The organism is Stenotrophomonas sp. BIGb0135, from assembly GCF_024810105.1.
Lineage (GTDB): Bacteria > Pseudomonadota > Gammaproteobacteria > Xanthomonadales > Xanthomonadaceae > Stenotrophomonas > Stenotrophomonas maltophilia_AB.
Genome location: NZ_JANUDX010000014.1, coordinates 72,666 through 96,449 on the forward strand (window position 1 = coordinate 72,666; position 23,784 = coordinate 96,449).

Here is a 23,784-nt window from a genome sequence, read left to right on the forward strand (position 1 = left end):
CGGATGAGCACTCGTCGCAAGCCCGCCCCCTCTTCTGCTGCCGCGGCCGCGTTCGTGCGCGTCCGCGGCGCCCGCGAACACAACCTCAAGAACGTCGACGTGGACATCCCGCGCGATGCACTGGTGGTGTTCTCGGGCATCTCCGGCTCCGGCAAGTCGTCGCTGGCCTTCGGCACGTTGTATGCCGAGGCGCAGCGGCGCTACCTGGAATCGCTGTCGCCCTACGCGCGCCGGCTGATCGACCAGGTCGGCGTGCCCGACGTGGATGCGATCGACGGCCTGCCACCGGCGGTGGCGCTGCAGCAACAGCGCGGCACCGCCAGCGTGCGCTCGAGCGTGGGCAGCGTCACCACGCTGTCCAGCCTGCTGCGCATGCTGTATTCGCGGGCCGGCACGTATCCGGCCAAGCAGCCCATGCTGTATGCCGAGGACTTCTCGCCCAACACGCCGCAGGGTGCCTGCCCCCATTGTCACGGGCTGGGCCACGTGTATGAAGTGACCGAAGCGTCGATGGTGCCGGACCCGTCGCTGAGCATCCGCGAGCGCGCCATCGCCGCCTGGCCACCGGCCTGGCACGGGCAGAACCAACGCGACATCCTGGTCACGCTCGGCTACGACGTGGACATCCCGTGGCGCGACCTGCCCAGGAAGCAGCGCGACTGGATCCTGTTCACCGAAGAACAGCCGGTGGTGCCGGTGTATGCCGGTTTCACTCCGGCCGAAACCCGCGCCGCGCTGCGCCGCAAGGAAGAGCCCAGCTACATGGGCACCTTCAGCGGTGCGCGCCGCTACGTGCTGCACACGTTCGCCACCACGCAGAGCGCGATGATGAAAAAGCGCGTGGCCCGTTACATGGTCGGCACCGCGTGCCCGGTCTGCGACGGCAAGCGGCTCAAGCGCGAAGCGCTGTCGGTGACCTTTGCCGGGCTGGATATCGGCGCGTTGTCGCAGCTTTCGCTCAGTGCCATGGCCGAAGCGCTGCGCCCGGCCGCCGAGGGCCGCTTCGATGCGCCCACCACGGCGGCCACGCGCAGCCGCGCTGCGGGCCGCAAGGCCTTGCAGGCGCGCGCGGCCGCCGGTGGGCCCTCGCATGTGGGCGGCAGCGATGTGCGCCGCACGCCGGACCTGTCCGAGGAAAAGCGCATCGCCGCCCAGCGCATCGCCCACGACCTGGTCGAGCGCATCGGCACCCTGCAGGACCTGGGCCTGGGCTACCTGTCGATGGACCGCGCCACCCCGACACTGTCGCCCGGTGAGCTGCAACGCCTGCGCCTGGCCACGCAGATCCGTTCCAGCCTGTTCGGCGTGGTGTACGTGCTCGATGAGCCCACTGCCGGCCTGCACCCGGCCGATGGCGAGGCGCTGTACCGCGCGCTGGACCAGCTCAAGGCCGGCGGCAATACGCTGTTCGTGGTCGAGCACGACCTGGAGATGCTGCGGCGCGCGGACTGGCTGGTCGACGTGGGTCCCGGCGCCGGCCAGCACGGCGGGCGGGTGCTCTACAGCGGGCCGCCCGAGGGCCTGCGCACGGTCGAGGCGTCGGTCACCGCGCCATACCTGTTCGAGACCGGTCGCGGAGAACGGCGCACGCCGCGCACGCCGGCGGGCTGGCTGGAACTGCGCGGCATCCACCGCAACAACCTGCACGGCCTGGACGCCCGCTTCCCGCTCGGGGCGTTCACCGCCGTGACCGGTGTGTCCGGTTCGGGCAAATCCAGCCTGGTCAGCCAGGCATTGGTGGAGCTGGTCGGCGAGCACCTCGGCCACGAGCCGGTGGTGGAAGAGGTGGACAGCGAGCTGCCGGTGCCCAGCAGCATCGAGCGCGCCCGTGGACGCCTGCACGCCGGCGCCAAGGCGATCAAGCGGCTGGTCAACGTCGACCAGAAACCGATCGGGCGCACCCCGCGCTCCAACCTGGCCACCTACACCGGCCTGTTCGACCACGTGCGTCGGCTGTTCGCCGGCACGCGGATGGCCAAGGCGCGCCGCTACAGCGCCGGGCGGTTCTCCTTCAATGTGGCCCAAGGCCGCTGCGATACCTGCGAGGGCGAAGGCTTCGTGCATGTCGAGCTGTTGTTCATGCCCAGTGTCTACGCGCCGTGCCCGACCTGCCACGGCCAGCGTTACAACGCCAAGACCCTGGAAGTGGAATGGAGCGGCCGCAACATCGCGCAGGTGTTGGCGATGACGGTCGAGGAAGCCCTGCTGTTCTTCGCCGAGGAAGCACCCGTGCAGCGCCCGCTGCAGTTGCTGCGCGATATCGGCCTGGGCTACCTGCGGCTGGGCCAGCCGGCTACCGAACTGTCCGGCGGCGAGGCGCAGCGGATCAAGCTGGCCACCGAACTGCAGCGCAGCCAGCACGGCAGCAGCCTGTACGTGCTGGACGAGCCGACCACCGGCCTGCATCCGGCCGACGTGGACAAGCTGATGGCGCAGTTGCACGGGCTGGTCGACGCCGGCAACACGGTGGTGGTGGTCGAGCACGATCTACGCGTGGTCGCCGATGCGGACTGGGTGATCGACGTCGGCCCGGGCGCGGGCGAGCAGGGCGGTACGATCGTCGCCGCCGGTACGCCTGCGCAGGTCAGCCGCGTCACCACCGGCGCGACTGCGCGTTACCTGCGGCGCTGGTTCAACTAAGGTTTTTCTCCCATCGGGCTGTGTTTTCGGTCGGGTCTTTCGGGCGCGACTGGGCTCGGCTTGCGGTACGGGCGAGGAGCGAGGCTCTCTGACTTCCGTCGGTGGGTCGGGCGCCGCGAGCGGCACGACCTGGGATTCGTTGCGTGCGGGTGGAGCTGAGGCGATGCGCGGCATAGGAATTGTGGGATTCTGCGCGGTGGCAGGCGTTTGACCGCGCGTGGAATGCTAGCTTCGCGCCATCTATTGGAATGAGAGGTGGACATGGAAATCTGGGCGCGGCGGCAGGATGCAACGGGGCAGGACGATCCGCATCGGGACCAGTACGGGCGCGACAGGGCGCGCATCATCCACTCAGCCTTTTTTCGTCGCCTCCAGGGCAAGACCCAGGTGCTTGGGCTGGGCGAGAGCGATTTTTACCGTACTCGCCTGACCCATTCCATCGAGGTCGCGCAGATTGCCAGCGGCATCGTCGAGCAGTTGCAGGGCGATCCTGCCTATGAGGACTACCAGGCATTTCTTCCATCGCTGCAGCTCGTGGAGGCGATCGCGCTCGCGCACGATATCGGTCATCCGCCCTTCGGGCATGGTGGCGAGGTCGCGCTGAACTACTGCATGCGCAACGAAGGGGGCTTCGAGGGTAATGCGCAGACCCTCAGGATCGCCACCAAGCTGGGTGAATACTCGATTCACTCCGGCCTCAATCTCACGCGGCGGACATTGCTGGGCCTGATCAAGTACCCGGTACTACATTCGGCAGTAGTCGATGCGGAAAAGTACAGTGGCCGTGACGCGCCGTCCAATCTGGACGCCTATAAGCCTCCCAAGTGCGTCTTTGATTGCGACGCGGTATCGGTAGATTTCGTGCTGGAGCCCCTGGCTGCAGGCGAGTGCGCAACATTCATGGCCGCGCAGAAAATGGAGGGCAAGCACGCCAAGTCCTGTCACAAGGGTTTTGACACATCGATCATGGAGCTGGCCGACGACATCGCCTACGGCGTGCATGATCTTGAGGATGCCATCGCATTGCGCTTCGTCAGCGAGCAGCAGTGGCGCACCCACGTCCATGATCGGATCAAGGACGACGCCGCGCGCTATCCGTTGGCGCAGGAAATCGATTGGATCACCCGGGAGTTGTTCTCCGGCTGCAGCCGCGAGCGCAAGCATGCCATCAGTTACCTGGTCGGCTATTTCATCCGCAGCTGCTCGATCATCGAGAACGGCCACTTCGCCAACCGCCTGTTCGGTCTCTCGGCAAGCATGGAAGCGCCCAAACGCGCCGAGCTCGATCTGCTCCAGAGCTTCGTCGTCCAGAAGGTGGTCAAGACCGCCGAGGTGCAGACGTTGGAGTACAAGGGCCAGCAGATGGTGATCCGGTTGTTCGACGCGATCGCCAACAACCCCACGCGTTTGCTGCCGGAGAAGCAGCAGGGCGAGCACCGGCAGTACGGGATGCGCGCCATCTGCGATTACCTCGCCGGCACCACCGACGACTACGCCACCCGCCTGTACCACAAGATATTCACCCCCTCGTCGGGGTCGGTGTTCGACCGGCTCTAGCGGGCGCCCGGCGGGGCGCGCTCGGGTGCCGCCCACGCCTCGATCTCACCGGCCTGGAACGGCCCCAGCTTCTGCTTCAGGATGCGCCCGTCCGCATCCACCAGCACCGAATACGGCAACAGTCCCTGGCGATTGCCCAGGCGCACGCTGGCGTCGGCCGGGCCGGGGGTATCGAGCACGATCGGGTAGGCCACCGGCACGCGGGCCAGGAATCCGCGCACGCCCTCCTCGGTGTCCAGGGCCAGCCCCAGCACCTGCACGCCGCCGGCCGGTTGCGCGGCGGAAAATGCCGCCAGCGCCGGCATCTCCTCCACGCATGGGCCACACCAGCTGGCCCACACGTTGATCAGCAGCGGGCGGCCGCCGAAGGTGGCCAGATCCACGGGGCGGCCGTTGATGTCCGGCAGGGTGATCGCCGGCAGCGGATCGCCGATGGCCGCGGCCGACGCCGGGGAGCGCACGCTCGGCGGCGACGGCGTCGCGGCGCGGTCGAAGAACCACACCCCGGCACCGATCCCGACCAAGGCGGCAAACGCGGCCACCAGCACCGTCCGGTGGGGTGGCCGCAGGCTCATCGTGCCGTCCGCAGCAGCGCTTCTTCCACGATGGCCTGGGTCAGCACGGTGGGCAGCACGGTCGGCGGCGCGCCGGGGCCGTACACCACGTACAGCGGCACGCCCACGGCCTTGTGTTCATCCAGGAACGCGGTGATGTCCGGGTCCACGTTGGTGTAGTCGCCGCGCATGTACACCGCGTTGGTGCGGCGCAGGGTGTCGTGGAAGGCGTTGGTGCCCAGCACCGCGCGTTCGTTGGCCTTGCAGGTCACGCACCAGTCGGCGGTCATGTTGACGAACACCACGCGGTTGTCCTGGCGCAGGCGGTCCAGCATCTGCGGCGAGTACGCCACCACGTTGTCGGCGGCGGCCACCGCGGCCTTGGCCGGCGGCGCCAGCCGGGTCACGCCCCACACCGGCAGCAACGCGCCGAGCAGCAGCAGCACGGCCAGCAGGCTGCCGACGCGGTGGCTGCGCCACCGGCTGCGCTCGAACCACCACAGCGCCAGCGCCAGTACCACCAGCCCGCCCAGCACCAGGGTCATCGCATCCACACCGCGCTGCTTGCCCAGCACCCACAGCAGCCAGATGGCCGTGCCGTACATCGGGAACGCCAGCACGTGCTTGAGCGTCTCCATCCAGGCGCCGGGGCGCGGCAGGCGCTTGGCCAGCGAAGGAATGAAGCCGATCAGCAGGAACGGCAGCGCCAGGCCCAGGCCCAGTGCCAGGAACACCAGCAGGGCCGGCACGGTATCGGTGGTGAACGCGTAGGCCAGCGGCAGGCCCATGAACGGCGCCACGCACGGGCTGGCCACCACGCAGGCGAGCACGCCGGTGAAGAAGTCGCCGACCGGGCCGCTGCGCGCGGCAAGCGACTGGCCCATCCCGCCCAGGCTGCCGCCCAGGGTGAACACGCCGGACAGGCTCAGGCCCACGGTGAACATCAGGTACACCAGCGCGGCGATGAACCACGGGTGCTGCAGCTGGAAGCCCCAGCCGGCCGCCTGGCCGGCGGCGCGCAGCGCCAGCACCAGCGCGCCGATCGCCGCGAACGCCACCAGCACGCCGGCGGTGTACCACAGCGCATGGCTGCGCGCGCGCTGGCGGCTCTCACCGCTCTGCGCCACGCCCAGCACCTTCAGCGACAGGATCGGCAGCACGCACGGCATCAGGTTGAGGATCAGGCCGCCCAGCAGGGCCAGCAGCAGTGCGCCGATCAAGGTCGTCGGCGCGGCGTCGTCGCCCGGCGGGCGGGTGCGCTGCGCGTTGTCGGCACTGGCGTCGGGCGCCACGCCGGCATCGATCGCCGCCGGCGCCGTCTCGTTCGGGCGGATCAGCATCGGCTGGGTGGCGATCCCGGCCGTGTCGCGCTCGCGCACGTTGGTACGGGTGACCTTGCCCGGCAGCGGGGCGATCACGTCGTTCCTGTGCGCGGCTTCATCGGCACTGGCGTTGACCTTGCCGGCGGGCAGCGACAGCTTCACCCGGCGCGTCATCGGCGGGTAGCAGATGCCGTCGGTCTGGCAGCCCTGGAAGGTGATCACCAGGGTGGTGTCGACCGCCTCGGGGCGGCTGCGGCGCAGCGGCAACTTGACGTCCACCTGGTCGAAATAGACCGCCACGTCGCCGAAGTGTTCGTCGCGGTGCGACTTGGCCGCGGGCCACAACGGCTTGTCCGCGCGCAGGCCGGCGGCGCCCTCCAGCTTCAGCGAGGTGCGGTCGCGGTACAGGTAATAGCCCGGTGCCGGGCTGAAACGCAGCAGCACCGTGTTGCCATCGTCGACGATCGCATCGAAGCCGAAGGCGCGCTCGGACGGCAGCGGCAGTGACTGGGCCGTGCTGGTACCCGGCAGGCGCAGGCCACCGCCGCTGTTGCCGGCCAACGGGTTGTTGAAAGGCGAGCCCGTGGCCGGTGCCGCCGCAGCCACCGCTGCACTGCTCCCCGCACCGGCGGGCAACGTCACTTTGACGCTGCGCTTCTGCGGCGGGTAGCACACGCCAGCGTCGGCGCAGCCCTGGTAGCGGATCTCCAGCGTCACCGTGTCGGTGCCGTCGGCGGCCTTGCCCGGCAGCACCGCGGTCAGGCGTTCGCGGTAGGTTTCCACCTCGCCGAAGAAATCGTCCTGGTGTTTCTTGCCGGCCGGCATCTGCAGCGCCTCGGCGGCGAAGCCGGCGTCGGCCTTGACCGTGGTGCGATGGCGGTAGAGGTAGTACCCCGGCGCGATCTTCCAGCTGATCTCGATGCGGTCGCGATCCCGCGCCTGCGCACTCAGCCCGAAGGCCTCGTCCACCGGCAGCAGGTCCTTCTCGCTGACAGCCAGCGCCGGCAGGGACACCACGAACAACGCGCACAGCGCGGCAATACGACCAAACAGGGTCATCAATCAATTTCCTCTCGGGTCTGTGCCCGAATCCAATCCAGGTACGCCGGCAGGCCAGCGCGGGTTTCGACCGCGATGCACTCCGGGAGTTCATACGGGTGCAGGGCCTGCACGCGCGCGATGGCCGCGTCCAGGCGGCTGCCGGTGGTCTTGATCAGCAGTTGGACCTCGTGGTCCTCGCAGATCTCCCCGTGCCAGCGGTACGTGGCGTGCGCCGCGTCCAGGCGGGTAACGCAGGCCGCCAGGCGTTCTTCCACCAGCGCACGCGCCAGCCGCGCCGCGGTCGCCGCGTCGGGGCAGGTGGTGAACAGAATGAATACGGGATCGGCGATCGACATGACCGCCGAGTATAGGACCGTGGGATGCCAATGGTCCGACCGGCGCCGTTGCGGCGCCGGTCGGCGGGGCTCAGTTGAGCAGCTGGCAGGTGCTCGGCTTGGCCGAGGTGAACAGGCCCGGGGTCGCCCACTCGGGGTGGTCGATGAACGGGTTGCGGTTGCCCTGGAAGCTGTAGATCACTTCATTGCGGGCACGTTCGGCGGCATCCGGCGGGTCGGCCAGGTGCCACTCGATCAGCGTCGAGAGCAGGCCCATGTAGGCCGGCGAGGCCGACGTCTTGACGATCTTGCTGCGGTCGTCGGTCAGTTCCAGGTCCGGCTCGGACTGGCCGGTCTTGGCGTCTTTGCCCCCCTCGTAGCGGATCGCCATGTACATCACCGCGCGCGCCATGTCGCCCTTGCGGTGGCCCCACACTTCAAACGTGCCGGTGTTGCCGTCCGGCGTGCGTACCCAGTTGGAGTTGCCCGGGTAGCCGCCGCTGCCACCGCCGAACCCGTTGTTGGCCTCGGTGGCGCGCTCGCCGCAGTTGCTGTCGCATTTGCCGAAGGGCTTGTTGCCGCGGTCGGCGTTCCACTGCGCGTCGGTCAGGTACAGCATGTGGGTGTCGGTGTAGGGCGCATACGGCAGGCCCTTGTCACCGGTGGTGCTGGCAAAGCCCAGCGAGTTGGGCCAGGTGTGCTCGCGGTTGTAGGTCAGGCCGCTGCCGGTGCCCGCGCGGCCGCTCACCTTGGTGTAGCTGCGGTTGCGGTAGGCGTCCAGGATCTTGCCGCTGTTGTTGGGATCCTCGTCGGCGATCTCCAGGATGGTCCAGGTGCTGGTACCCGAGCCGCTGTAGGGGTAGGCGGTGTGGCCCTTGATGGTCTCGTGCAGCGAGCAGCGCAGCTGGCTAGGGTTGCTGGTGTTGACCCGCGAGTAGTACTCGCCCGGCGTGCCGGGGTTGCCGGGATCGGGGTTGCCCGGGTCCGGGTTGCCGGTGCCGCTGGCCACGGTGAAGGCGATGCGGGTGTCGGCGGCCGGATGCGCGCCCTGTGCATCGGTGATGCGGCTGGCGCGGATATCGAAGCGGCACGCCTCGCCAGCCACCAGGGCGGTGTTGGTGGACAGGGTGAAGCGGCTGCCACTGCTGGCGTGGGTCAGCGGCACCGTGCCGGACTGGCCGCAGCTGAGCACGAAGGCGCCGCTGGCCAGGCTGACCGTTTCGCTGAAGGTTACGCCCAGGTCGGCGGCGGCCGGGAAGGTGCTGGCCCCCTGTTCCGGGGTGGTGGTGCTCACCGAGGGCGGGGTGTTCGGGCCGGTGCCACCGCCGCCGCTGAAGGTCTGCCCGGCGTTGCAGGCACCGAAGGTCTGCGCGCCCGAGGCTGCCCAGGTGAAGTGGGCGTACTGGCTGCCATTGCCGGTGAGCTGCAGGGAGGTGCCCGGGGCGGTGCTGTTGCTCTCGCTGACCGGGATGTTCTGGCTGGTCAGGCCCGCGGCCGGACCACCGGCGGCGGTGATGGTGCCTTCGTAGCTGATGAACTGGACCACCTTGCCGCTGCCATCCACCAGCGCGATGCCGTCGTTGGCGCCGTTCTGGATGCCGTTGCTCGGGTAGCTGACCGTGGCGATGCTGGCCTTGCCGCAGCTGGCCGCGCTGCCGGCCGGCACCGGGTTGTTGGCGTACACGGTGGCCGCCGACGGGGTGCTGCCGTTGTAGAGGTACAGCCGGTAGCTGGACAGGTCCTCGCCACCGGTGGCCACCACCTCGATGGCCTCGCCGACGTCGCCGGCGGCGGTGCTGTCGTCGTAGTGCAGTTCATTGATGAATACATCCGCCTGGGCGGTGCCGGCCAACGCCAGCAGGCACCCCAGGGACAGCGGTGTGAGCAACCTCATCTACGTCTCCTTGTGATTGGGTATCGCCGGCCGAATCTAATCAATCCAGATGACACATCTATCGATGTGTCGTAATCGGCCTCCCACAGTGGGACGTGCGTCAAGAAAATGGCGGTTGGTGGGGGAGGTAGGTGGGGCGCTGGGACTCCATACCCTTCCGGCGACGCCTCCCCCCTTATTTCGCCTCAAGCGGGAGTCGGTGGATCGGGCGCTGGGCCCCATACCCTTTCCGGCAAATGTCCCCCGGCGTCGGCCTGCGGCCGCCCCCTCCTCCTTTATTTCGCCTCCAAGGGCATGGGGCCCCAGCGCCCGACCCACCGACCAAAGTCAGAAGCCGGCTTTCCCGCTTGTTTCCGCAAGCCGCTACGGGGCCCTCACGCTCGCGGCAGTCCCGAACGGGGACAGGGAGCTTTGCCTTTGCCTTTGCCCTTGCCGTTGTCCTTGAACCCACACGCAGCCCGGAAAAATTTCGACCCTGCCCCTTGAAAGGCGCGCACCCAGCACCATCTCTGCTCCGTACCCGCACTGCCGGGTTTTTTCGTGAGCGTGGCTGGCAGTCGCCTTGTGCGAGTGCTAACATCGCCAGACTTTCCTAGACCAATCAACAACTTAAAAGGGTCTCACATGAGCATCAAGCCGCTTCATGACCGCGTTGTAGTCAAGCCGATCGAAGCCGACGAAATCTCGTCCGGCGGCATCGTGATTCCGGATTCCGCCAAGGAAAAGTCGACCAAGGGTGAAGTCGTGGCCGTCGGCCCGGGCAAGCCCCTGGACAACGGCAGCGTCCGCGCGCCGTCGCTGAAGGTCGGTGACAAGGTCATCTACGGCCAGTACGCCGGCAGCAGCTACAAGTCTGAAGGCGTCGAGTACAAGGTCCTGCGCGAAGACGACATCCTCGCCATCGTCGGCTGAGTGATGCCGCCGGCCCGTGCCGGCGCGTCCGCAATTTCCCCCATTCAAGCAGCCGGGCTCGGCCCGGCTCTCCATAAAAGGTAATCGCAATGGCTGCCAAAGATATTCGTTTCGGTGAAGATGCCCGCTCGCGCATGGTGCGCGGCGTCAACGTGCTCGCCAATGCCGTGAAGGCCACCCTGGGCCCGAAGGGCCGCAACGTCGTGCTCGAGAAGAGCTTCGGCGCCCCGACCATCACCAAGGATGGCGTGTCCGTCGCCAAGGAAATCGAACTGGCTGACAAGTTCGAGAACATGGGCGCCCAGATGGTGAAGGAAGTCGCTTCCCGCACCAACGACGACGCCGGCGACGGCACCACCACCGCCACCGTGCTGGCCCAGGCCCTGATCCGCGAAGGCGCCAAGGCCGTCGCTGCCGGCATGAACCCGATGGACCTCAAGCGCGGTATCGACAAGGCCGTCATCGCCGCCGTCGCCGAGCTGAAGAACATCTCCAAGCCGACCGCCGACGACAAGGCCATTGCCCAGGTCGGTACGATCTCGGCCAACTCCGACGAGTCGATCGGCAACATCATCGCCGAAGCGATGCGCCGCGTGACCAAGGAAGGCGTCATCACCGTTGAAGAAGGCTCGGGCCTGGACAACGAGCTGGACGTCGTCGAAGGCATGCAGTTCGACCGTGGCTACCTGTCCCCGTACTTCATCAACAACCAGCAGTCGCAGACCGCCGACCTGGACGATCCCTACGTGCTGCTGCACGACAAGAAGATCTCCAACGTGCGTGACCTGCTGCCGGTGCTGGAAGGCGTCGCCAAGGCCGGCAAGCCGCTGCTGATCATCGCCGAAGACATCGAAGGCGAAGCGCTGGCCACCCTGGTCGTCAACACCATCCGTGGCATCGTCAAGGTCGTGGCCGTCAAGGCACCGGGCTTCGGCGACCGTCGCAAGGCGATGCTGGAAGACATGGCCGTGCTGACCGGCGGCACCGTGATCTCCGAGGAAATCGGTCTGTCGCTGGAAAAGGCGACGATCAAGGACCTGGGCCGCGCCAAGAAGGTGCAGGTCTCCAAGGAAAACACCACCATCATCGACGGTGCCGGCGAGAAGGCCAACATCGATGCGCGCGTGACCCAGATCAAGACCCAGATCGAAGACACCTCGTCCGATTACGACCGTGAAAAGCTGCAGGAACGCGTGGCCAAGCTGGCCGGCGGCGTTGCCGTGATCAAGGTCGGCGCCTCGACCGAAATCGAAATGAAGGAAAAGAAGGATCGCGTCGACGACGCCCTGCACGCGACCCGTGCAGCCGTTGAAGAAGGCGTGGTCCCGGGCGGCGGCGTGGCCCTGGTCCGTGCCGTCACCGCACTGGCCGGCCTGAAGGGTGCCAACGAAGACCAGAACCACGGCATCCAGATCGCCCTGCGCGCGATGGAAGCCCCGCTGCGCGAAATCGTCGCCAACGCCGGCGAAGAGCCGTCGGTCATCGTCAACAAGGTCAAGGAAGGCACCGGTAGCTACGGCTACAACGCGGCCACCGGCGAATTCGGCGACATGCTGGAATTCGGCATCCTGGACCCGACCAAGGTGACCCGTTCGGCGCTGCAGAACGCGGCCTCGATCGCCGGCCTGATGATCACCACCGAAGCCATGGTTGCCGAAGCCCCGAAGAAGGATGACGGCGCTGGCGCAGCGGGCGGCGGCATGGGTGGCATGGGCGGCATGGGCGGCATGGACTTCTGATGGAGAGGCCGGCCATCGGTCGGCACACATCGGAGCGGTAGGTACCGACCGTGGTCGGTACCACCATCCGCCAACGCACGACGAAAAACCCCGCCGGAAGGCGGGGTTTTTTGTTGTCGACGTCACTCCACGAACGCCTTGCCCCCGTACTCCCACGTCCACGGCACGCCGGTCTCGCCCAGAACGAACCGCACCAGCGCAGGAAACGCCGCTTCGGCGCGCACGTCGTTGCCCAGCACCACCACGCAGCGTTGGCGCCGCGCCACGCACACCAGCGTGTTGCCGACCGCATCGTCGTGGCCGCCCTTGTAGAACCCGCGCCCCTGCGGTCCCTGGAACACCACCACGCCCAGCCCGGCGGCGAGGTCGCGGCGCCGTTGCGCGGGCGCCAGCGCGTCCTGCAGGGTCGGGAACTGGCTGGCCGTGGTGATCGGCCACTGCGCGTGGACCAGCGCTGCCCGCGCCTTGGCCGACAGTCCCTCGCCGCGTACGTAGCCGGCGGCAAACCGGGCCATGTCGGCGATGGTGGTATCCATCGAGCCCGCCGCACGCACCCGGCTGCGTTCGTCGTGTGGTTCGGTGCGGCCGTCCTGGGTCCAGCCGTCGGCCAGGTTGCCGGCGAAGTCGGCGCGCCAGGTCATGCTGGTGCGGGTCATGCCGAAGCGGTCGAACACCCGCCGCTGCATCTCCACACCTACCTCCAGGCCCAAGCCGCGCTCCAGGACGAACTGCAGCAGGATCAGGCCTTCGCCGGAGTAGGCGTAGCGCGTGCCTGGATCGAAGTGCAGGCGCAGCTTTCCATCCGGCTCCAGGAACGCGAAATTGGCGAATCCGCTGCGATGGCTGAGCAGCATCCGCGCGGTCAGGCGTTGCCAGCGCGGGTCGTCCTTCAGGTCCGGCCAGGGCGCGTACTGCTTCTCTGCCGGGTAATCCGGCAAGGGGCGCTCCAGGTACGCGCCGATCGGCCGGTCCAGGTCCAGCACCCCCTCGTCCACCAACTGCATCACCATGTAGGCGAAGGCCATCTTGGTCAGCGACGCGCCGTACATCACCGTGTCGGTCGTCAGCGGGTCGCCGGCCGCGTTGCGTTTTCCGGCCACGTGCAGCTGCACCACCTTGCCCTGATCGACCACCGCCACGGCCCACCCCTGGGCCCCGGTGGCGCGCATCAAGCGCGCCATTTCCGCCTCCACTGCAGCGGCGTCGGCCATCGGTGGTGGGGCGGGCGGGGCCGCAGCGAGGGCGGTCACGGGGGCCACCACGGCGAGCAACACGGCGAACAGGCGCATGCACGGCACTCCAGCGGGAGGTGTGGCGCATGCTACCGCGGCGGCCCCGCTGGCACAGTGCCGGCGGTCATCGTGACCACCGGCCGGGCCCGCTCACCCGCGCCGCAGGCAGATCCAGGCCGCGCCGCTGCCCATCTGCACCCGCGTATCGGCCATCGCATCGGCCCCCAGGATCAATGCCGGTCGCTCCTTCAATCCCAGCGAGGCGAACACCGGCAGTTCACTGATCCGAACCTCCAGCGGGGCGTGCTGCCAACGGCCCATGCGCAGGCCCGGCAGGGTGGCCAGCCAGGTCTCCATCACGCGGTCGCCCAGCCCACGCGTGCCCTTTTCGCGCACCCGCACGCGCGCATCGCTGCCATCGGTGCGCAGGCCCAGCGCACTGGCCGCGGCGCTGTTGAGCACGGTCTGTGCCGCGCCGGTGTCCACCACCGCGATCGCCTCCACCGCCGTCGAGCCCAGTTGCACCGGGATGAAGCCGAACCGTTGCATGCTCGCGTCGCGGACCGGCACGGCATTGGCTACGCACCCGGCGTCCGCCGGCATCGGGCCCGGCGGCTGCAGCAGCACGCGCTGGCCGGCGATATCGAAGGTGGTATCGAAGCGGTTGGTGACGTCGTTGCCGAGGATGCCGTCGATGCGGCGCCCGTCCTTGCCCAGCCGGCTCAGGTCGGTCTGCATGGTCGCGGCCTCGAATGACAGCGTGCCTACCTGCCAGCGGGTGCTGCGGGTGCGGCGCAGCACCGCGCTGCTGTCGGTGGCGCCTTCCACCTCGACGCCCGCCGCATCCGGGTCATCCAGCCCCAGTCGTCGCGCCGTGGCCTGGTCCATCACCGTGGCCCCGGCCGCACTGTCGATCACGAAGTGCAGCGGCTCCACGCTGTCACCCAGCCGCACCGCGACGGTCGGGTGGCCACCCTGCATCCACATCGGGATTTCATGGGTGGCCGTGGCGGCCTGCGCGGGCAGGGTGGCCAGGCAGGCGAGGGCGAGCAGGGGCGTAATGCGCATGGGACGGTCTCCGTTGGGGAAAGGACATGACACCCGCTGGCTGTATCGCCGCGATGTCGGGCTGGCACGCGTGCAGATACAGTCCCGATACAAACCCGCGCCATAATCGGCGCATGCCTGCAGCAATCGACATCGTGGTGGTGGACGACGACGCCAGTATCCGCGACGCCATCGCCGACTGCCTGCGCCAGCACGGCTACCAGGTGCGGGTGGCGGCCGATGCGGCCATGCTCGATGCATTGCTGGCCCAGCAACGCAGCGCCCTCATCGTGCTGGACTGGATGATGCCGGGCGAGGACGGCCTGTCGGTCTGCCGACGCCTGCAGCCCAGCGGCATCCCGATCCTGATGCTCAGCGCGATGGGCAGCACCCCCGACCGCGTGATCGGGCTGGAGATGGGCGCCGACGATTACCTGGCCAAGCCGTTCGACCCACGCGAACTGCTGGCCCGCGTGCGTGCGTTGTTGCGCCGCGCCGACAGGAAAGAGGGGGCGGCGCCGTCCACCACCCTGCACTTCGAGGGCTGGCAACTGCAGCTGGAGCAGCATCGCCTGCTCACCCCGCAGGCCGCCGAGGTGCCCCTTACCCGCGGCGAGTTCGCGCTGCTGCGGGTGCTGGCCGAACGCGCCGGTCGCGTGCTCAGCCGCGAGCAGCTGCTGCGCCTGACCCGTGGCGAAGACAGTGAACCGTTCGACCGTGCCGTCGACCTGGCGGTCAGCCGCCTGCGCCGCAAGCTCGCCCAGGCAGCCACGGGCGGCGACGCGCTGGTGCAGACCCTGCGCGGGGAGGGCTATCGCTTCGCAGCCCCGGTGTCCCGCCGGTGAGCCGCCCCTGGCGCACCGCCACCTGGGTGGCCTTGCTGACCCTGTCCACGCTGTTGGTGGCGCAGGCGGTGAGCTTCGCCGTGGTGTGGGCGCTGCCCAGCCCCGCCGCGCCGCAGATGAACCTGCATCAGGCAGTGCAGGTGATGGCCGGCGAGCGCGCCGCGGCCGACCTCGGCCTGCGCCGCTGGCGGCAAGCGCAGCCGCCCGCCGGCCGTGACAACGACTGGATGAGCAGCGTGGTGGCCGCTCGCCTGGGCGTGCCGCGCGCGCGGGTACGCACGGTCTGGCAGCGCAGCACCGATCCCACCGCCGTGCAGGTGCAGGTGATCAAGCAGGGGCAACTGCTGGCCGGCGGCCCAGAGCAGCGTGCCACGGTGGAAGAGGCATTGCTGTTGCCGGGTCTGCTGTGGCCGGCGTTCGAACTGGCCGTGCAGCACGCCGATGGCCAGTGGACGGTGGTGGGCGCCGACTACAGTGCGCTGCTGCAATGGCGGCGCCAGGTGCTGTTGGCCCTGCTGGCCGGCGCGGTCCTGCTGGCGCCACTGGCGGCCTGGCTGGCGCTGCGCGTGACCGGCCCGCTGCGCCGCCTGGCCGATGCCAGCGCGGACCTGTCGCTGCAGTCCACCGCGCGCCTGCCGGTGGAAGGGCCGCGCGAGGTGCAGGTGATGGCCGAGGCGATGAACGCGGCGCGCGAGCGCCTGCGTGACCAGGCCCATGAGGTGACCCGCATGCTGGCCGCCGTCGCCCACGACCTGCGCACTCCCCTCACCGGTTTGCGCCTGCGCGCCGACAGCGCACCACCGGCCCAGGCCGAGCGCATGGTGGCCGACATCGCGCGCATGACCAGCATGATCGACCAGGTGCTGGACTATGCGCGTGGCGAACTGCACCCCGCGCAGCGCCACCCCACCGCGCTGCACCTGCTGCTGGAGGAATGCGCCCAGCACGCGCAGGCGCGCGGCGCCGACGTGCGCCTCACGCATGCCGCGCACGTCAGCGTGGCCGTGGATGTGCTGCAACTGCGGCGCGCGCTGGACAACCTCATCGACAACGCGGTCCGCTATGCGGGGTCGGCCGAGCTGCGGCTGGAGGCAGGCGATGGCGTGGTGATACTGGAGGTGGCCGACCGCGGTCCCGGTATCGCCGACGCCGACAAGGTACGCCTGCTGCAGCCGTTCCAGCGCCACGAGGGCTCGCGCAACCGCAGCACCGGCGGCATCGGCCTGGGTCTTGCCGTCGCGCAGGGCGCGGCGCGTCAGCACGGCGGCGAGCTGCACCTGCTGGCGCGCGACGGCGGCGGCCTGGTCGCGCGGATCTGCCTTCCGCTCGCGCAACCGGCCGGGCCCAGCCTTGCCGGGCGGCATGGGTGACCCAGGCGCCTTGCTGGCGTGGAGCGCCACCGCTAGGCTCTCGGCATGCCTACTTCCATGATTGTCGTCGACGACTTCCTGGCGGCCGCCGATGCCCAGGGATTGCGTAACGCCGCACTGCAGCTGACCTATCCCGAGCAGGACGGTGCCTTCCCCGGCCGCAACTCGATCGAGCGCCTGGAGATCGACGGACTGGCGCATGCCGCGTCCCGCCTGGTCAACGAACCGCTGCGCGTGGTCTCGCCGCTGCAGTCGCACGGCAAGTTCCGCATCACCCTGGCCCATGACGTGGGCCGCGCCAAGGTGCACGTGGACCGCTCGCATTGGTCGGGCATCCTCTACCTCAGTGCGCCGGAAGACTGCCAGGGCGGCACCGAATTCTTCCGCCATCGCCGCACCGGCACCGAGCGCCTGGCGCTGGACGAGGCCGAGCTGGCGCGGCACGGCTATCCAGACCGCGCGGCCATGCACCGCGACATCATCGAGCGCGACAGCGCCGACGACAGCCAGTGGGAAATGACCATGCGCGTGCCGATGCGCTTCAACCGCCTGGTGCTGCTGCGTCCGTGGCTGTGGCACACCGCCGGGCCGGCGTTCGGCGACCGCATCGAGAACGGTCGCCTGGTCTACCTGATGTTCTTCGACGCCGCCCCGCCGCCGGCGCGCTGAGCCCACCTCGCCCGCTGCACAGGGTATGATTAGGCGCCTAATCATCCTCTGGAAGCCCCATGCTGGCCCTGAAACACCAGGCGTTCCTGGCCGAGATGCAGCGCCGTGGCCAGCCGCAGCCCGATGGCCTGGCCCAGTGCTTCCAGCTGCTGTCGCTGGCCGCTGCGATCGACCAGGACTGTGCGCACCGCCTGGCCCCGCTGGGACTGAGCGAAGGCCGCTTCGTGCTGTTGTTCCTGCTGCAGGGGGCCGAGGCGCCGTTGTCGCCGCACCAGCTCGCCGAGCGCGCCGGGGTGACCCGCGCCACCATCACCGGGCTGCTGGACGGGCTGGAGCGCGACGGGCTGCTGGACCGGCACGCCGACCCGGACGACAAGCGCCGCGTCAACGTCTGCCTGACCCCGGCCGGCGAGGCCTTGGCAGTGTCCCTGTTCGACCAGCACACCCAGTGGATCCGCAGCCTGTTCGCCGACCTTGGTGATGACGAACGCACCCTGCTCAGTGGCATGCTGTGCCGCATCTGGGCGCGTACCGATGCGGGGCAGGCAGCATGAAGAAGCAGGCGCTCTCGCGCGAACGCCGCGCCCAGCTCGACGGGGGGGAGGCCGAAGCGACCCACCTGGCCGAGATCCTGGCGGTGGACTTCGCCCGGCTGCTGGCCAGCATCGCGCCGTCGCTGCCGGCGGCGGCAGTGGCCAACATGCGCAAGGCGGCCAACAGCGGCATCACCCTGCGCATGCAGGGCGCGGCCACGTTGCTGCGTGCGCACGCCCTGGGCGATCCGGCGCAGTGGATCGACCACCGCAGCGACACCGTGCGTGGCTGGGCCTGCTACCTCATCGGCAGCGACCCGCGCCTGTCGCTGGAACACAAGCTCGACGCGCTGCGCGCGCTGGCCGACGACCCGCATTTCGGCGTACGCGAATGGGCGTGGCTGGCCGTACGCCCGCACATCGCCGCAGACCCGCTGCGGGTGCTGGCCCACGTGCAGCCATGGACGGCCGATGCCTCGCCCAACGTCCGCCGCTTCGCCTGCGAAGCACTGCGTCCGCGTGGCGTATGGGCCGCGCATATCGCCCTGCTGAAGCAGGCACCGCAGCACGCGCACGCGCTGCTCGAGGCGCTGTGCTGCGATGAATCGCGCTACGTGCAGGACTCGGTGGGCAACTGGCTCAATGATGCCGGCAAGAGCCAGCCCGACTGGGTACGCGAACGCTGCGCTGCATGGCAGCAGCGCCACGCCGACCACCCCGCCAACACCTACATCCGCAAGCGCGCCCAACGCTCCCTGTAGAGCCGACCGTTGGTCGGCTGGCACCTCCGTAGAGCCGACCGTTGGTCGGCTGCCTCCACCGTAGAGCCGACCGTTGGTCGGCTGGCTTCACCGCAGACCCAACCGTCGCTCGGCCGGCTCCACTCACCTGCAATTCCCCCAACCAAGCACCCCAGTTGCGAATGAAACATTTTGCGCCGCACAAAACCTGTGTTATCAATACTCCCCAATGAACGCACGCCCCGCCAACGCCTACTTTTGGTATTACTTTCCGAAGCCACCGGCGGAGGAAGGCATGCGCTCACCCTGAAGAAACCTTCAGACGCATTCCCGAAAGCCGCCAGCGCACCTGGCGGCTTTTTTGTTGCCGCCGCGCTGGGGACCCCCACTTCCAAGGAGTTTCCCCGCATGCCCCCGCACACCGATGACCTGCGCATCCGCAAGATCGAACCGTTGACCCCGCCGGCCCAACTGCTGGCCATGCTGCCCTGCGACGATGAAGCCTCCGACACGGTCAGCGCCTCGCGCGCGGCCCTGCACGAGATCCTGCACGGCCGCGATGACCGCCTGGCGGTGGTGATCGGGCCGTGCTCGATCCATGACCCGGTCGCCGCCATCGAGTACGCCCAGCGCCTCAAGCCGCTGCGTGATGCCTACGCCGACGAGCTGGAAATCGTCATGCGCGTGTACTTCGAAAAGCCGCGCACCACCGTGGGCTGGAAGGGCCTGATCAACGACCCGGACCTGGACGGCAGCTTCAACATCAACAAGGGCCTGCGCGTGGCGCGCGGCCTGCTGCGCGACATCAACAAGCTCGGCCTGCCGGCAGGCGTGGAATTCCTCGACGTGATCTCGCCGCAGTACATCGCCGACCTCGTGGCCTGGGGCGCGATCGGCGCACGCACCACCGAAAGCCAGGTGCATCGCGAGCTGGCCTCGGGCCTGTCGTGCCCGGTGGGCTTCAAGAACGGCACAGACGGCAACATCAAGATCGCCGCCGACGCGATCGGCGCGGCCTCCAACCCGCACCACTTCCTGTCGGTCACCAAGGAGGGCGGCACCGCCATCGTGGCCACCGCCGGCAACCCGGACTGCCACGTCATCCTGCGCGGCGGCAAGACGCCCAACTACGATGCCGACCACGTTGAAGCGACCAGCCAGACGCTGGCCAAGTCGCACCTGGCGGCGCGCATCATGATCGATGCCAGCCATGCCAACAGCAGCAAGAACCCGGAAAACCAGCCCAAGGTCATCGCCGACATCAACGCACAGCTGGCCAACGGCGAAGAGCGCATCGTCGGGGTGATGGTGGAAAGCCACCTCGTCGCCGGTCGCCAGGACCTGGTCGACGGCCAGCCGCTGACCTACGGCCAGAGCATCACCGACGGCTGCATCGGCTGGGACAGCTCGCTGGCGGTGCTGGAGAGCCTGGCCGAAGCGGTGCGCGCGCGGCGCGCGGCGCGGGTCAGCAAAGCGGCCTAACGTGTCGCCGTGTGATCGGACAGGCACGTCGATCCCGTAGAGCCACCCCATGGGTGGCTGCAGCGCGGACCCGGCGCCGCCAATCTCATTTGCGGCGCCCTCTCGGCAGAAGCGATGGTGGCCGTGTTGTACGCGCCATCTGCGCCCAGCCTGGCTGTCCCCTCGGTAAGTCTCGGGGGCAGGGTGACGGTGACCTGGTGATTGGTGTCCTGGGCTACCGCGTACAGCCTGGGAAAGAGTGCCGGTGGTGGTGGCTGGGCTTTACGGGGAGGACTCGGTAACGGTCAGGCAACGATCACAGCGCTGGGCCGGGGAAGCTGTGCGTATCGTATACAGGCCTGCAACGCGGCGGGCTGCAGCGGCTACTCATCGGTGGCAAGCGCCGCGATGATCCTGCGACCGGACAATGCGCCACAGTTGGTTGGCATCGGCATCAACAACTCCGGCAACTACACGGTGAGCTGGAGCGGCGTTGGCTGGACCACCACGTATCGATTGCAGGAGGCGCTGCAAGGCGCCGGCTGGTTAACCATTCACGATGAGGGCGCGACTCAGCGTGCGTTGTATGGGCGACCGGAAGGCACGCACCAATACCGGGTGGCCGCCTGTAATGAGGCAGGCTGCTCGGATTGGTCCGGCACGATGCAGGTGCAGGTGCAGATGCCGCCACCGGTGCCATTCGGATTATGGGTGTGGTACGAGCGCATCTCGGGACTTAAGACTCGCTACAGCGCTTTCTGGGGTGACGACGGCACTTCGCTCGGCTTTGTGCTCGACGGTCCGGCCACCTGCATGACCTCGGAAATGAGCTGCGTCATGGAGGTCAACAAGGCGTCGAGTAGTGCGCCCTTCCGGGTGAGGGCCTGCAATGCTGCCGGCTGTTCCGCCTGGTCCGATCCCTTCGTTGCGGAGCAGATGCTATGAGCCGCGCCTTCGATGCAGGGAAGCTGATGAGCTGCACTGTCGGGGCGTTGTTGCTGGTGCTTGGCGCGGCGCCACATGTTGACGCAGCCGAGGTGGTGGAGTAAATCCATACTGACGCGCTGGGATCGCCGGTGGCTGTGACGGACGCGAGCGGTGTGGTGATTGAGCGCACGGTCTATGGTGCGTACGGTGAGGTGATCAACCGGCCTTTGGCCGGAGGGCCGGGTTATACCGGTCATGTGGAGGATGCCGAGACTGGGCTGAACTACATGCAGCAGCGGTACTACGAGCCGGAAGTCGGGCGGTTCTTGTCTGTTGATCCGGTGACGGCGCACAGTAATCCAGTTAAACAGTTCAACCGATATAGGTATGCAGACAGCAACCCGTATCGATTTGTTGATCCCGATGGTCGCGCGGGAACGGATTTCAGGTCAATCGGTAGTCACGTGGGACTTGGTGGCGCCTCAATGACTAATGTTCCGGGCATGGGGGGGACGTCAGAGAGTAACGCTGGTTCGCTCATCAACGATGGATTGAGAAAATTCACCAATGCGTCCGCTCAGTCCAGGTACAACGCTGCAGTTGCTGTTGTAAAAAAAGTCATGCCAACGGTGAGGACAATAAGCAGAAAGACCCCAGATGAATTCGCGAAGGTATTCATGAAGGTCTTTCAGCCAGCATCGACGAGGCTCGGGGTCGAGTTCGGAGCTGACATTGTCAGGCGCCTTGAAGGGTTTGGCACTGACGAAGTTGAGGTGGGATCCAAGTTTAGAAGAATTGATGGCGTGGGCGCAGAGGTTGGCGGTGCCGTCACGAACGGTGGATACAATATCCATACCCATCCTCTTGAGGATATATCAGGGTTGCCGCATGTCCCATTCTCTGGGGGTGATGTGCAGTTCAACATAACCCGCAACAGCACAGGTTATGTGTCTACGCCGGCCATGCGTCTGTTTAAAAATTCCCCGGGTGAAGGTGTCGAGGAGGTTCTTTGAAAGCTAGATCGGTTTTACTCATTGTCATAGTGTTGATGGTCTTTCTCTTCTGTATCCTTATGTCGCTCAGGACCGCGATTCCTGGCGAGTGTCCTTGGAGGTTCTCTGAGAGATGCCAGACGTCATTTTCAAGGATCGCTGCGAACCCTGAAAGATATGTCGGAAGATATCTGTTTACCTATGGGTACGTCGCAGTGTCCGATGGTAATGTTTACCTTTATCGCAATGAGGCCAGTTATCGGGACGGTGATTACTTTGATAGAATTTTAATCAACCTTTCAACTATCAAGAAGATGGATGAGGTGGAGAGGAGCCTTTACGTCTATACCTCGGTTTCTGGCGTGATGTACGCGGATGTCGTTGGAAAGGAGGGGCCTGCAATTGGGGGCTTCGATGAGGTAAGTATCTTTGAGCCCGACGTCAGGGTTACGAAGCGAGAGGGTTGGGGCGATGTCGGCATTCCGGTAGGGAGGATCGGCCCAGACGGGAATCCCCGATAAGATGTTGTGCACCTCCGGTTCGGCTGAGATGACGCTCATCGCCAGCACCCATGCTGTGCAAGGCGCGGATGCACCGTGTGCCGTTCAACAACCAGGAGGCAGGAGGCGCCATGAAGATCAACGCAGGTGTCGCGATGTCGGTAGTTGCGGTATGCCTGGCGGTTGTCGTCACGTTGACCGGGGCTGTCTTCAGGAACTACACCTACGTCGACTTCGAGCCGGCCCGATGCGGCAGTGAAGACACTTGGCTGCGCGTGGATATGATGGGGACGTTCAGCGGGGCGGCTCCTGCTGTGAGAGGAAGCCCTTACTACCTGCGTACTGCTGGTGCCGGCGTCCGGATCTGGAGCCCAGCATCCGACCTTGCAGGGGCTGACCCTATCCTCGGTATCCACGGGGGTTGAAGTGGATTCAAGTCGATTCAAGCGATACGAGAAAACGCTGGCGGACGGAAGCACGGCGATGGGATACATCGCGGAGGGCCTTGACCTGCCTTACGACGACTATCGACTGACCGCCTTTCGTGCGCGCGATTTCCCAGGCGAAGGGGCGGATGTGCCTGTCTCATGCCTGTTGAAGAAGAGCTACCGCGAGGAATGGAGGTTGCCTTGGTTGGATGCCCTCATGAGCGTTTGATGGGGTGCGGAATGGCTCTACCCACAGTGGGTCGCCTGCCCGGTGATCACGCAGTGCGCCGCAACCGCGCCAACGCCAGATAGATCGCCGGCGTCGTATACAACGTCAGCCACTGGCTCACCAGCAACCCACCCACGATCGCGATCCCCAGCGGCTGGCGCATCTCCCACCCTTCGCCAGTAGCCAACATCAACGGCAACGTACCCAGCAACGCGGCCACACTGGTCATCAGGATCGGGCGAAAGCGCAGCCGTGCCGCCTCGCAGATCGCGTCATACGGCGACAAACCGCGCTCGCGTTCGGCCGACAGCGCGAAGTCGATCATCAGGATGGTGTTCTTCATCACCACGCCTACCAGCAGGAACAACCCCAACAGCGAAATCAGGTTCAACTCGTTGCCGAACGCCATCAGCGCCAGCAGTGCGCCCACGCCGGCGGAGGGCAGGGTGGACAGGATCGCCAGCGGCTGCACGAAGCTCTCGTACAACACACCCAGCACCAGGTACACCGCCAGCATCGCGCCGACGATCAGCCACAGCTGGCGCTCGCGCAGTGTCTCGAAGCCACCGGCCTCGCCACTCAGCCTGGCCTGCACATGGGTGGGCAGCATGATCCCGGCCATCGCGCGGTCCACGGCTTTCACCGCCTGGTCCAGGGTCACGCCGGGTGCGAGCGCGAACTCGATCCAGACCGAGGCGAACTGCTGGCTGTGGTAAATGCGATCCGGCGCCATGCCGTAGGACCAGCTGGCGATCGACGACAGCGGCAGGCGCTGGCCGTCCTTGCCGATCACGTGGATCTGGTCGAGCGTGGACGG

Annotated in this window: 21 protein-coding genes; 14 read left to right on the plus strand and 7 right to left on the minus strand. The window is 67.3% G+C overall.

Translation table 11 applies throughout. From position 1 onward, the window contains the following. Positions 1 to 3 precede the first annotated feature (3 nt). Positions 4 to 2,640 carry an excinuclease ABC subunit UvrA gene (locus tag M2421_RS20170; RefSeq protein WP_259210128.1) on the plus strand — a complete coding sequence of 879 codons (2,637 nt, stop codon included), beginning with the start codon at positions 4 to 6 and terminating at the stop codon, positions 2,638 to 2,640. A gap of 261 nt (positions 2,641 to 2,901) precedes the next feature. Continuing rightward, positions 2,902 to 4,197, plus strand: a complete 1,296-nt coding sequence (locus M2421_RS20175) for an anti-phage deoxyguanosine triphosphatase (RefSeq protein ID WP_259210129.1) — start codon at positions 2,902 to 2,904, stop codon at positions 4,195 to 4,197. Here M2421_RS20175 and M2421_RS20180 read toward each other — a convergent pair. The 4 genes from M2421_RS20180 to M2421_RS20195 form a co-directional block, all read right to left on the minus strand. Then, positions 4,194 to 4,772 (minus strand): TlpA disulfide reductase family protein, encoded by a 579-nt coding sequence (locus tag M2421_RS20180; RefSeq protein ID WP_259210130.1) that lies wholly within the window; start codon positions 4,770 to 4,772, stop codon positions 4,194 to 4,196. The genes M2421_RS20175 and M2421_RS20180 overlap by 4 nt on opposite strands. Further along, entirely contained in the window at positions 4,769 to 7,132 is a 2,364-nt protein-coding gene (locus M2421_RS20185; RefSeq protein ID WP_259210131.1) for a protein-disulfide reductase DsbD, read from the minus strand. Before M2421_RS20185 ends, M2421_RS20180 begins: the two co-directional genes overlap by 4 nt. Beyond that, the gene (gene cutA, locus M2421_RS20190; RefSeq protein ID WP_259210134.1) at positions 7,132 to 7,470 is read right to left on the minus strand and encodes a divalent cation tolerance protein CutA; all 339 of its coding nucleotides are present in this window, start codon (positions 7,468 to 7,470) and stop codon (positions 7,132 to 7,134) included. The genes M2421_RS20185 and cutA overlap by 1 nt, the downstream gene beginning before the upstream one ends. 70 nt (positions 7,471 to 7,540) lie before the next feature. Beyond that, the gene (locus M2421_RS20195) at positions 7,541 to 9,343 is read right to left on the minus strand and encodes an endonuclease (RefSeq protein ID WP_259210137.1); all 1,803 of its coding nucleotides are present in this window, start codon (positions 9,341 to 9,343) and stop codon (positions 7,541 to 7,543) included. A gap of 624 nt (positions 9,344 to 9,967) precedes the next feature. Here M2421_RS20195 and M2421_RS20200 point away from each other — a divergent pair. Next, complete coding sequence (locus M2421_RS20200; RefSeq protein WP_259210139.1) at positions 9,968 to 10,255, plus strand: co-chaperone GroES; 288 nt, start codon at positions 9,968 to 9,970, stop codon at positions 10,253 to 10,255. A gap of 89 nt (positions 10,256 to 10,344) precedes the next feature. Then, positions 10,345 to 11,994: a chaperonin GroEL gene (gene groL / locus M2421_RS20205; RefSeq protein ID WP_259210140.1), complete on the plus strand. Its 1,650-nt coding sequence runs from the start codon at positions 10,345 to 10,347 to the stop codon at positions 11,992 to 11,994. 122 nt (positions 11,995 to 12,116) lie between these two features. On the opposite strand, the gene M2421_RS20210 is transcribed toward groL, so the two are convergent. Together M2421_RS20210 and M2421_RS20215 are read right to left on the minus strand one after the other, a co-directional pair. Next, a complete protein-coding gene (locus M2421_RS20210) occupies positions 12,117 to 13,283 on the minus strand; it encodes a serine hydrolase domain-containing protein (RefSeq protein WP_259210141.1) in 1,167 nt (388 codons plus the stop codon). A 93-nt stretch (positions 13,284 to 13,376) separates the two neighbouring features. Next, positions 13,377 to 14,294, minus strand: a complete 918-nt coding sequence (locus M2421_RS20215) for a pepsin/retropepsin-like aspartic protease family protein (protein ID WP_259210142.1) — start codon at positions 14,292 to 14,294, stop codon at positions 13,377 to 13,379. 113 nt (positions 14,295 to 14,407) lie between these two features. Between M2421_RS20215 and M2421_RS20220 the strand changes: the two genes are divergently transcribed. From M2421_RS20220 to M2421_RS20265, 10 genes are all read left to right on the plus strand, one after another. Continuing rightward, on the plus strand, positions 14,408 to 15,118 hold the full coding sequence (locus M2421_RS20220; RefSeq protein ID WP_259210143.1) for a response regulator transcription factor: 711 nt from the start codon (positions 14,408 to 14,410) through the stop codon (positions 15,116 to 15,118). Between the two features lie 32 nt (positions 15,119 to 15,150). Further along, positions 15,151 to 16,488: a HAMP domain-containing sensor histidine kinase gene (locus M2421_RS20225; RefSeq protein WP_259210163.1), complete on the plus strand. Its 1,338-nt coding sequence runs from the start codon at positions 15,151 to 15,153 to the stop codon at positions 16,486 to 16,488. Between the two features lie 45 nt (positions 16,489 to 16,533). After that, a complete protein-coding gene (locus tag M2421_RS20230) occupies positions 16,534 to 17,157 on the plus strand; it encodes a 2OG-Fe(II) oxygenase family protein (RefSeq protein ID WP_259210144.1) in 624 nt (207 codons plus the stop codon). 59 nt (positions 17,158 to 17,216) lie between these two features. After that, positions 17,217 to 17,711, plus strand: coding sequence for a MarR family transcriptional regulator (locus tag M2421_RS20235; RefSeq protein ID WP_259210145.1), 495 nt, complete (start codon positions 17,217 to 17,219; stop codon positions 17,709 to 17,711). Beyond that, positions 17,708 to 18,451 carry a DNA alkylation repair protein gene (locus M2421_RS20240; protein WP_259210146.1) on the plus strand — a complete coding sequence of 248 codons (744 nt, stop codon included), beginning with the start codon at positions 17,708 to 17,710 and terminating at the stop codon, positions 18,449 to 18,451. Before M2421_RS20235 ends, M2421_RS20240 begins: the two co-directional genes overlap by 4 nt. Before the next feature lie 387 nt (positions 18,452 to 18,838). Continuing rightward, positions 18,839 to 19,912: a 3-deoxy-7-phosphoheptulonate synthase AroG gene (aroG, locus tag M2421_RS20245; protein ID WP_259210148.1), complete on the plus strand. Its 1,074-nt coding sequence runs from the start codon at positions 18,839 to 18,841 to the stop codon at positions 19,910 to 19,912. A 387-nt stretch (positions 19,913 to 20,299) separates the two neighbouring features. Next, positions 20,300 to 20,836: a hypothetical protein gene (locus M2421_RS20250; RefSeq protein ID WP_259210151.1), complete on the plus strand. Its 537-nt coding sequence runs from the start codon at positions 20,300 to 20,302 to the stop codon at positions 20,834 to 20,836. 131 nt (positions 20,837 to 20,967) lie between these two features. Then, positions 20,968 to 21,831, plus strand: a complete 864-nt coding sequence (locus M2421_RS20255; RefSeq protein ID WP_259210153.1) for an RHS repeat-associated core domain-containing protein — start codon at positions 20,968 to 20,970, stop codon at positions 21,829 to 21,831. Positions 21,832 to 21,866: 35 nt separating this feature from the next. Next, positions 21,867 to 22,331 carry a hypothetical protein gene (locus tag M2421_RS20260; protein ID WP_259210154.1) on the plus strand — a complete coding sequence of 155 codons (465 nt, stop codon included), beginning with the start codon at positions 21,867 to 21,869 and terminating at the stop codon, positions 22,329 to 22,331. A gap of 110 nt (positions 22,332 to 22,441) precedes the next feature. Next, positions 22,442 to 22,735, plus strand: coding sequence for a hypothetical protein (locus M2421_RS20265; protein WP_259210155.1), 294 nt, complete (start codon positions 22,442 to 22,444; stop codon positions 22,733 to 22,735). A gap of 278 nt (positions 22,736 to 23,013) precedes the next feature. On the opposite strand, the gene M2421_RS20270 is transcribed toward M2421_RS20265, so the two are convergent. Beyond that, positions 23,014 to 23,784 (minus strand): efflux RND transporter permease subunit (locus tag M2421_RS20270; protein ID WP_259210156.1); only part of this gene is annotated, 771 nt, incomplete at its 5' end.